The 4,401-nt window shown below is 33.9% G+C and carries 6 protein-coding genes; all 6 read left to right on the top strand.

The window, feature by feature from the left end:
• Nucleotides 1–228: 228 nt before the first annotated feature.
• The 6 genes from VFM92_RS05390 to VFM92_RS05365 all read left to right on the top strand — a co-directional run bounded on the left by VFM92_RS05390 (nucleotide 229) and on the right by VFM92_RS05365 (nucleotide 4,263).
• Nucleotides 229–1,008 (top strand): endonuclease/exonuclease/phosphatase family protein, encoded by a 780-nt coding sequence (locus tag VFM92_RS05390; protein WP_325121171.1) that lies wholly within the window; start codon nucleotides 229–231, stop codon nucleotides 1,006–1,008.
• Nucleotides 1,009–1,013: 5 nt separating this feature from the next.
• Complete coding sequence (locus VFM92_RS05385; protein WP_325121170.1) at nucleotides 1,014–1,538, top strand: DUF421 domain-containing protein; 525 nt, start codon at nucleotides 1,014–1,016, stop codon at nucleotides 1,536–1,538.
• A gap of 323 nt (nucleotides 1,539–1,861) precedes the next feature.
• Nucleotides 1,862–2,416 (top strand): hypothetical protein, encoded by a 555-nt coding sequence (locus tag VFM92_RS05380; RefSeq protein ID WP_325121169.1) that lies wholly within the window; start codon nucleotides 1,862–1,864, stop codon nucleotides 2,414–2,416.
• Between the two features lie 81 nt (nucleotides 2,417–2,497).
• The gene (locus VFM92_RS05375) at nucleotides 2,498–3,088 is read left to right on the top strand and encodes a DUF4142 domain-containing protein (protein WP_325121168.1); all 591 of its coding nucleotides are present in this window, start codon (nucleotides 2,498–2,500) and stop codon (nucleotides 3,086–3,088) included.
• A 44-nt stretch (nucleotides 3,089–3,132) separates the two neighbouring features.
• Complete coding sequence (locus VFM92_RS05370; RefSeq protein ID WP_325121167.1) at nucleotides 3,133–3,771, top strand: DUF6799 domain-containing protein; 639 nt, start codon at nucleotides 3,133–3,135, stop codon at nucleotides 3,769–3,771.
• Nucleotides 3,772–3,804: 33 nt separating this feature from the next.
• The gene (locus VFM92_RS05365; RefSeq protein WP_325121166.1) at nucleotides 3,805–4,263 is read left to right on the top strand and encodes a PA2169 family four-helix-bundle protein; all 459 of its coding nucleotides are present in this window, start codon (nucleotides 3,805–3,807) and stop codon (nucleotides 4,261–4,263) included.
• Nucleotides 4,264–4,401: the final 138 nt, after the last annotated feature.

The raw sequence follows: 4,401 nt of genomic DNA, 5'->3' as shown, positions 1-4,401 counted from the left end.
TTAACAATAAAATAAGTCAATTCTTATCTGTTTTTTCAGTGTATCGGAAGTCTCTATCTATAACAGGACTTCAAAACAGAAATTATCCAGAAATGAGTCGTAATTTTAACTTTTATAAAAGGTAGTTGTGCAACAGCCACGTATGCTTACATCGATTTCAGATGGCGCTATAAGTTACCTCTAGTATTTATCCTCATCATAACCTTAATATACCAATTACATTTTGTAGTGGTTTATACACCTCTTTACGATACGAGAGCTAAAGATAGCAACGAACCAATCACTGGAAGCAGCTTTACGCTTATGGTTTCTAATGTTTTAATGGAAAATGAAGAAAAAGACCGTTTTCATGCGCTTGTAAAAAAGATTAATCCTGATGTGTTTTTAATAAATGAACCTGACAAAATTTGGGCAAAATCAATACAAAAACTGGAAGTGGATTTTCCGTTTTCTATCTATTGTCCAATGAGTAATACTTACGGAATAATACTTTTATCAAAACTTAAATTAACAGAAAGCTCTGTGAATTTTCTGGTAGAGGACAATATACCTTCCATCTTTACAAGAATCACCCTTCCTTCTGGTATCATTGTAGATTTCTATGGAGTTCACCCAGAACCTCCTAAACCAGGTAGTGACACCTATGAAAGAGATACCGAATTACTAATTATCGGTAAAAGAATTAGAGAATCAGACAATCCCACTGTAGTAGCTGGCGACCTAAATGATGTTGGCTGGTCAGATACCTCCAAACTTTTCAGGCGATATAGCGGATTAGTGGACCCTCGTGAAAGCAGAGGATTATTTAATACTTTTAAAGTTTCTTTACCTCTTCTTCGTTATCCGCTCGATCATATTTTATACTCTAAAGAATTCGGATTAGTGGACCTACAGAAACTTGATGATATAGGGTCTGACCACTTTCCTATTTTTATTCGATTGAATTATGAACCTGGCAATGATAATGTTGAGGCCATGAAAAACACTTATTATTCTAAAAAAATGTAAATGAAATGGAAAATTTTTGGTTTGATAACTGGGATAACATCTTTAGAATAATCTGTGTAACACCATTAGCCTATATCAGTATGGTCATTTTATTAAGAGTTTCTGGTAAAAGAACTTTGTCCAAAATGAATGCTTTTGATTTGGTGGTCACCATTGCATTAGGTTCAGTATTGGCTAGTGTGGCACTTAATAAAAAAATACCGTTTGCAGAGGGAGTCACCGCTTTCATCGTTTTTATCGGTTTTCAGTTTTTATTTACCTGGCTATCTGTACGAATAAATAAGTTTAAAACTCTAATAACTAGTACACCTTCTCTTATTTTCTACAAAGGTGACTTTCTTCATTCTGCTATGAAGAAGGAAAGAATAACCGTAGAAGAAGTATATAGCACTGCAAGACAAAATGGCTATTCTAATTTGGATGAAATAGATTTTATGATTTTAGAAACAACTGGTGATATCGCGATTATTAAAAAAAATGCGAACAAGCAAAATAATACATTGAAAAATGTAAAAATGAAGCTGAAGTAGGTGAACTAATACCAGGTATAATTTTATATTCTGACACTATGAATTAACCCAAGTCAATATGAATATGATGCTTTAAAACTTCAATATTCAACGCCTCACTATTGCTTTTAAAAACTATAGCATCATCTCCTGCAAGCTTTAAATAATAAAGTAAAAATCATTTGATGAATAGTAAATTAACCTACCACGATTTGAATTACTCAAAAGGCAAAATGTGGGAATCCTGCAAAGCATTTAAGGAATTGTGTAACAAAATTAAAACTGAGGTGAGGATCTTTATAGTAGAATTATCAACCCTATGTTCAACTTTAAATGAAATCAAAATGACTGAAAATCAGAATCAAAAAACTGATAGCATGACAAGGGACCTAGGCATGTTAACAGGTATGTTTCACGATCGCGAAAGCTCAGAAAATGCATATAAAAAATTGTTAGAAAAGGGTTATACAACAGATGAAATCAATTTGATTATGCCTGTGGAAACTCGAAGAAAACATTTTTTAGGAATTATAAAACAAGCTGACTTCAGAAGATTTACTGAGGTAAATGTTACCGAAGATTCAGCTAATGAAAGTACCACTGGAGTAATCGCAGGAATTCTATCTTCTACCGGAACCAAGGTAGTGGTAAGGGGGCTTGAAATTATTATGGCTGGACCAATTGCTGTCGGTATAACAGGATCAGGAGCTAGTGGAATACCAGGCGGAATAGTGGGTGCGCTTGTAGAAGCTGGATTTTCTAAAGCAAGCGCTTATTTGTATGAGGCAGGAATCAAAAAAGGAAGCATAGTGATGGGAGTTCATATTATGGATGAAGAAGATGCTAGAGATTTCGAACCAAATCTCCATGCCAAAAAAGCGCAAGAAGTCCACCATTAAAACCCTCTAATGAATGTCTTAATAAGATTATTCAATAGCGAATAAACTATCAGTAATCATTCAACACCTTAAAAAAACAAAATGAAAAAGAACCCCTATTCAAAAGGAGCATTTCTTTATGCTGCCTTAATTTCAACAATTTTCCTATTTTTCGCATGTGATTCTGAAACAAAACAGGCTAGTAACAAAATTGTTGCCTCGGACCGAAATGATGAACTTTTTGAAAATAATAAGAGCGAAAATGAGGCTGAATTCCTTATTAAAGCTGCCGAAATTAACCTGAAAGAAATTCATTTTGGTCAACTAGCACAACAAAAAGGTAGCGCCACGCATGTTAAGGAATTGGGTAAAATGATGGAAGATGCTCATACCAAATCACAGGCTGCTTTGACGGAGCTAGCTAAAAGTAAGGAAGTAACCATACCAAGTGCACCTAGCAGTGAAGCTAATGATGCTTATTCAAAACTAAATGAAATATCAGGAAATGAATTTGACAAAGCATATGCCGATCAAATGGTAAAAGGGCACGAAGAAGCTATTGAAACTTTCGAAGAAGCCTCCGAAAATAGTAAGGATAAAGATGTGAGAAACTGGGCTAATGCAACTTTACCTGAGCTTCGTAATCACCTTCAACATGCTAAAGAATCTCAAAATAAATTTGAGAACATGTAATTACAATTCAATTTTAAATTAAACGAACCTTTAAAAATAATAAAATGAAAACTATCATATTATCAATAGCAACGGTCATCATCACTACAGGTGCATATGCCCAAACTAACCCAGCGATCAAACCGGTGGAACATTCAATAAATAGTTATTATGTAGAGCCCACTAATCTATTCCCGCCTGATGGCTTTATGCTTCAAAATGGACAGTTGGTAATGGTTATTAACGGAGAAATGACTCCTCTTGAAAAAGACACAACACTCACCAATGGAACCATAGTGATGACTGATGGTCATTACATGAAAAAAAATGAGCAAAAAATGATGTTCCAAGAAGGGGAGCATATGGACATGTCTGGAAAAATGACCTCCAAAAATAGCACCACAGGCAATTATGAATCTGATGGTAAAAACTTTCCTAATGGTTATTTATACAAAAATGGGCAGATGATGAAAGTGAAAAATGGAGTGATGTCTCCACTAGAGCAAAATGTAAAACTAATTGATGGAACCATTATAATGCGTAATAGCTACTATATGAGAGATGGTGAAGAAAGAATGAAATTCGAAGAAGGCGAACATATGGATATGTCAGGTATGATGAGTAAACCTCAAAAAGAAGACGAAATGCATGATAAAAACAAAGATCATCAAGAGTCTGACACTACTAAAAATTACGATTACTAAATCATTTTTTTAACAATTTAAATTTAAATCAAAATGGAAAATAATAAAGCAATTGACGCGCTAAACTCCCTTATTATTATCAATAATGATAGAATAGAAGGATATGAAACTGCTGCAGAAGCAACAGAAGAAAAAGAATTAAAAAACTTATTCGCAAAATTTATCGCATCTAGTCAGAAATGTAAACAAGAGTTAACTCAAGAAGTAAGAAACTTAGGTGGAGAAATTGCCGAAGGAACAAAAGCTTCGGGAAAATTCTTCCGCGCTTGGATGGATGTGAAAGCAGCGATTACAGGCAAAAACCGAAAAGCAATTTTGAAGTCATGTGAAAATGGCGAAGAAAGAGCAATTGAAGCTTATAATGATGTGATTGAGGATGATGTGGAACACTTAACTACCCATCAGAAAAACATGATTAAAGCGCATAAATCATTAATCAAAGGGGATCAAGATCATGTAAAGGCATTGAGTGATGCTTTGGTTAATGCATAATTAGTCGACCCTTAAAAACTATTTAATACATTGATTATCAATTATTTAATTAATAAAAAGCTTTGATTTTTTTGCAAGTTTTCGTATTTTCCTGACAGAAACCTTGCAAATATTGATGCATGAAACCCATTAAAAAAG

It is taken from the genome of Marivirga sp. (genome assembly GCF_035704835.1).
GTDB lineage: Bacteria > Bacteroidota > Bacteroidia > Cytophagales > Cyclobacteriaceae > Marivirga.
The sequence above is the reverse complement of the archived record's forward strand: the minus strand, read 5'-3'. Positions and strand labels throughout refer to the sequence as shown.